This window comes from Endozoicomonas sp. ONNA1, assembly GCF_024606325.1.
Taxonomy (GTDB): domain Bacteria; phylum Pseudomonadota; class Gammaproteobacteria; order Pseudomonadales; family Endozoicomonadaceae; genus Endozoicomonas_A.
On sequence record NZ_JAHHPN010000133.1, the window covers coordinates 1 to 4,964 of the forward strand.

Consider the following 4,964-nt stretch of genomic DNA (forward strand, 5'->3'; position numbering starts at 1 on the left):
AGGTGCTCTGCAAGGCGCAACGACGGAAACATAGCAAGCTATGTGACCAGAGTTGCAACGCAGTCAGAGTGCCTGAACAATGAGTCAGAAAATATGATTTCGTATGGTTGAGTACTTAGTAGCACTTGAAAATAGCGAGAATATGATGACTATATATGAACAAATGAGAGAGTTTGTAGCGTCAGTATCTCATGAAGCTAAAATGAGCTTCGGATTTTCTTTGCCTCTATCATCAGAAGCATATTACAACAAAGCTTGTGATTTAATAGAAGAACTTGACTCAAAAAAGGGTACTGATAAAGAAGTTGATTTTATTTATCACTTCATGAAAATGTGGGAAGATGAAAATCTTGAAGCATTGCCTGAAGCCAGAGGAATAGATTTTCTATTACACTTGATGGAGGTAAACAATTTATCACAATATGATTTACCTGAAATTGGTAAGCAACCCTATGTATCAAGAATAATTTCAGGAAAAGCAACGCTTAAATTACATCACATAGATAAATTAAGTGATAGATTTAATGTTCCCAGATCTATGTTTCTGGATGATTGAGACCACTCCCAATATAATTAACTCCAGCACCTGCCAAATAAGGATAAGATTGCACTCAGCCGCAATCTTATCCTGTTGTTGCGTACAGATTCTGCTGCCTGTTTTGTGCAACAATGGATCACCGCATCATTGGTGTAACATCGCCTCTTGATGTTATATCCGGGTGAAGATGTCACTCACCAATAAGCCACTGAACCACTTTCAGGTGTCTTCCACATGAGGCAAAATTCAGTGCTGTCAAGCCGCTGCTTCGGGTGTCCAGTTTTGCCCCGCATTTCATCACCAGTGCCTGGACCGATTCAAGGTTTCCCTTTAAGGCTGCAAAGTGCAATGGGGTTAGAGAAAGAGGTTCATCACTGCTAAAAGATGCGACACCAAAACGTTTTGGCAACAACCCGATGATTTTTGTGAGATGTTCGGGTTTGCCTTCTTGCCCAAGTAGTTCTATTAATTCGGGGGAATTAATGGCAGCGGCCATAAACAACGGGGTAACACCCTTCTTATTAGCAGGTGCCAAGTTAACGCCTGTTATTTTTAGCCACTTTACCGTTTCAACTTGACCGGTATGAGTTGCAGAATGCAGAGGTGTTTCCCCACTCGCAGTCTCTATTTCTAAACTGATCCCTGCGACCTGATTAAGCAATCTTATCGCCTCAATATTTCCATACTTGGCAGCGATATGCATTGCAGTTACTCCATTGACGGTTGGGTTGCAATCACATTTGCACTGTTTCAGGGATTCAAAAATGCGTTCAAGCGTATTACGTGATCCCATAGCTGAGACAACATGCAGTACCGCAATACCGGAGTGATTAGTTGCATCTGGTCTGCAGGAGTGATCCAGAAGGAACGCTATCATTGTTTCTCTGTTGAAAAGTGCAGCGAGGTGCAGAGGCGTGTTCCCCGATACATCTTTGTCTTCCCTGTTGGCGGGGGATAGCAATAGAGCAGCTATTTTTTTGTGTCCGTAGAGGACAGCAACATGCAAGGGGGTATAGCCCGACATGGCGGATCGGGCACTGGTATATTCATTGTTATTCAGAATGTCTCTGACTCTGTTTACATCCCCCTCTCTGGCAGCTCGATGAAGTGTCGAATAGCCATATTGATCAATGTGCATGGATTCCAGATCAATTGCTATGGGTATTGCCAGATGAGTACGGTCAGGAGCCTTGGGATTTTGCTGGTCAACGTCCTTTTCAGATACAGAAAGCCCGAGGTACTTGTGCCCTCTGAATTTGGCCAGATCTCCAGCCATATAACCGTCTTTTGTCAACTGTTTTTGATCAGCGCCTGCGGCAATGAGTTTGGCAACAGTCTTTCTATGACCGTACCAGGCAGCAATATGCAATGCACTGTGTCCACTGCTAATAAGGACATTCAGATCAATCGGTCTATACGCCAGACTGTTGAAGCTTCCAGTGATACTAAAGACATCCAGATCATTCAGTCTATGGGCCAGCAGTGCCTCAAGACTGTTGAGGCTTCCAGTGGCTGCTGCATAGTGGACCGGGTAGATTCCGTAGGCGGATGAATCGATACTGGCTCCCCACTCCAGCAGTTTGTTTACCATAGCGCCCTGATTGCTCCAGGCTGCCACATGAAGAGGGGTTATTCTTAAGCGGTGTTGCCCTGTCAGGCTGGCATTGTGCTGAAGCAGTTGTTCGGCAATGGTTTCCCGGCCAAAAAACGCAGCCCAATGCAAGGGGGTATAATCGACACTGTCTTTGGCATCGACATTCGAACCATGTTCCAGTATGTATCTGACAGTATCTTCATTGCCAGAGTAGACCGCCAGATGTAACGGGGTTCGTTCGTTGATATCTCGCGCATTTAATAGCGTTCCGGCCTTCTCGCTGTGCAATTGCAGCCATAACCAAACCCAGCCGGAGTTCCCGTTTCGAGCCCAGCGATGCAAAGCAGTCTGCCCCAGTTCATCGATTTCTTTTTCCTGTCGCCTCTCCCCGATAAATTTATACCAGATGCTTCCCAGAATATGCCCGGTATAAAAGGCGATAAACTGCTTTTGAAGTGTATGTAACCGAGAGTCATCCCCGTTTACAATTTCTTTGATTTTCTCGTTAAAAACCGTTTTATAGATTTTGCTGAACTCTCTCAACCAGTGGTTGCAACCTTGCTCGGGGTCTAAGCCAAAGTCATTATTTAGTTGTCTGAATAAGCTACCAAAAACGTCCTCTGCGGCAACTCCGCCTGCCTTGGCGTCTTCGATCACTGCCGAAAAACGATGGCTGATAAAATCCGAAAACTGTTTGACCTTTCCCGGACGGATATCAAGAAACTGTTCTTTAAATGTCTTCTTTTCCTGCCCAGACAGTGCGTTAGAAATGGCTTTTATCAATTCCTCATCCTGCTCCGGGCTATAGGTACTGACGTCGCTGGCAGAGGTAAACAACAGGAAGGGTTTACCTTGTTCTTTTTGTGCCTTGAGACGGTTGGCCAATGTTTGAAGCGACTGAGTCAAGTGGGCAGATGATTCATCTGTGACCAGTTCCCGCTGCCATTCTTCCAAAATTTTAAGCTGCCTGTTCATAAGCTCTTTTTTTATAGAATTCTCCAGGGCATAACGACTTGAATCAGTCTCTATTTGCTGCCTCCCCACTACCCCATCCAGAATCGCATCAAATTTGTTGTATACCAGTAAAACACGCTCTGGCGGGTGTCCATGGTTCAGCAGGTTCTGTAGTTCGATTTGATCTTCCAAACTCATTTCATTGGCCATAACCATTATGACGACTTCGTTATCTTTGATGGGGTGATTGTCCAACTCAAGAAAACTGTCCGTGCTTAGGGAAGGCCTCCCATAACCGGGTAATGCCCGAATCTTGATATACGGCGGCAGGTCAAAATCATCTTCGTGATGTGATACATGCGTCAGTTGGGCAGCAAAGTGGTTAATTTGCAGAAATCGATTGGCCAGAGAAGATTTCCCGACATTGGCTTGACCAATAAAAGTAATGGTGACAGGCTCAGAACTTCCTGCTGCATCGGTTGTTCCCGATGCTGGAGGTGGGGCGTTATTGATCGGGTCAGGCTCGGCACCGTCCTGGTCTGATCGGTTGTTCTGCTGGGCACCCGATGAATCCTGACTCTGTTCGCCATGGTCTTCGTGGTTGCCAGATTGTTCTGCCGCCCCAACTCTTCCTTGATGTTCATTCTTGCCGTTGTCATCAGAAAACCGAATCAACCCTTGTTCCGGATCATGTCTGACCGGCACTGATTGGCTTGACGGTGCGCCGTACTGATTTTGATCATTGCTACCGGGCACTTTTCCTGAACTGGCTTCCTTTTTTTTTCCTTTACCATTATGTGCAGTGATAATGGAGTGATCGGGAGTCATGGCTGCCTGTAAGCTGAACCATTCCAGCTCCAGTGAAAATGAATGGTCAGGCTGCTCCAACACATCGGCCAGTTGTTTCTCAATTCGCACCCTACTCTCTTCATCCATAGGATTTTGTTCAGCTGTAGCCAGAATATCCAGCAATTGCTGAATAAACGTTTCCCGGCCATTAAGCCTGTACGCCAGCTTCTGCAACAGTTGTCGGCTATTGGTCAGGTCTTCAGCCAGCTCTTGCAGTTCCCATGAATGAATGGGCAGGCGGGCTATGGATTCGCCATTCAGCTGAATATTTAATATTGTGCCAGAGTCATAATCCGGCTCACCCATCAGCCAGTGGTGCCATTGGCTGCCTGGAATCTGGTATTGCCAATCGGGTGGCAGTTTAAGAAAGGGAAGCAAGACCATGGTGATGCCGCTCTGATCAACAAAAGGTGGCCGGAAGGGATATTTGAAGAAGCTGTCTTCATCTGAATCCGGTCCAATGCCTCCGGTTTGCAGGTTGTGTGGTGAAAGCTTACTGGGTAGACCTATAGGTGGGATAAGAGTGTTTTTATTTTGCTCTTTTTTCTTTGGGTCATTCTGGCGGGTGACCAGAAAGGGTTCCTGAGAATACAGGACACGCTGGTAGTTATACGGCTGTTGGTTGATAACCTCAGTGGGGCAGATGTAGGTTTTTTCCAAATGCAGTGTCGTTTGCCCGTGAGTCAGTAGCAATTGGTGTGGTCTTTTTTTCGTCTGATCGTAGGCAGTCAGCAATACACTGTAAGCGTCTGCTTTGAGCTGTTGGCTGCACACCGTGAATACCTGACCAGGGCGGGCTGTGATGGTTATTTGTGATTCAGGGGCTGTCCCGGATCTTATTTGACTGTTTTGTGGCTCTACCGGTTGAGCCCTTAAAAGGAGTTTCAATCCTTGCCCATGACTCTGTAGCTTTGGTGGTTGCCAATGGAGCCAGGCTGATGCGTGGGGTGGTAAAGAAAGACAAAATACAAAAGACAGTGCACTTATGATCAGGTTGCGCATGGCGGCTTTTTACTTCGTACCGGCAAA

3 protein-coding genes are annotated in these 4,964 nt (G+C 46.3%); 1 reads left to right on the top strand and 2 read right to left on the bottom strand.

Going from position 1 to position 4,964, the window contains the following annotated elements:
* Positions 1-103: 103 nt before the first annotated feature.
* Positions 104-556, top strand: a complete 453-nt coding sequence (locus KDK19_RS03195) for a type II toxin-antitoxin system HigA family antitoxin (protein WP_257274390.1) — start codon at positions 104-106, stop codon at positions 554-556.
* A 172-nt stretch (positions 557-728) separates the two neighbouring features.
* On the opposite strand, the gene KDK19_RS03200 is transcribed toward KDK19_RS03195, so the two are convergent.
* On the bottom strand, positions 729-4,709 hold the full coding sequence (locus tag KDK19_RS03200) for an ankyrin repeat domain-containing protein (RefSeq protein ID WP_257291322.1): 3,981 nt from the start codon (positions 4,707-4,709) through the stop codon (positions 729-731).
* Positions 4,710-4,752: 43 nt separating this feature from the next.
* Positions 4,753-4,964, bottom strand: a 212-nt coding sequence (locus KDK19_RS03205) for a hypothetical protein (protein ID WP_257291323.1), incomplete at its 5' end; no start/stop codon positions are given.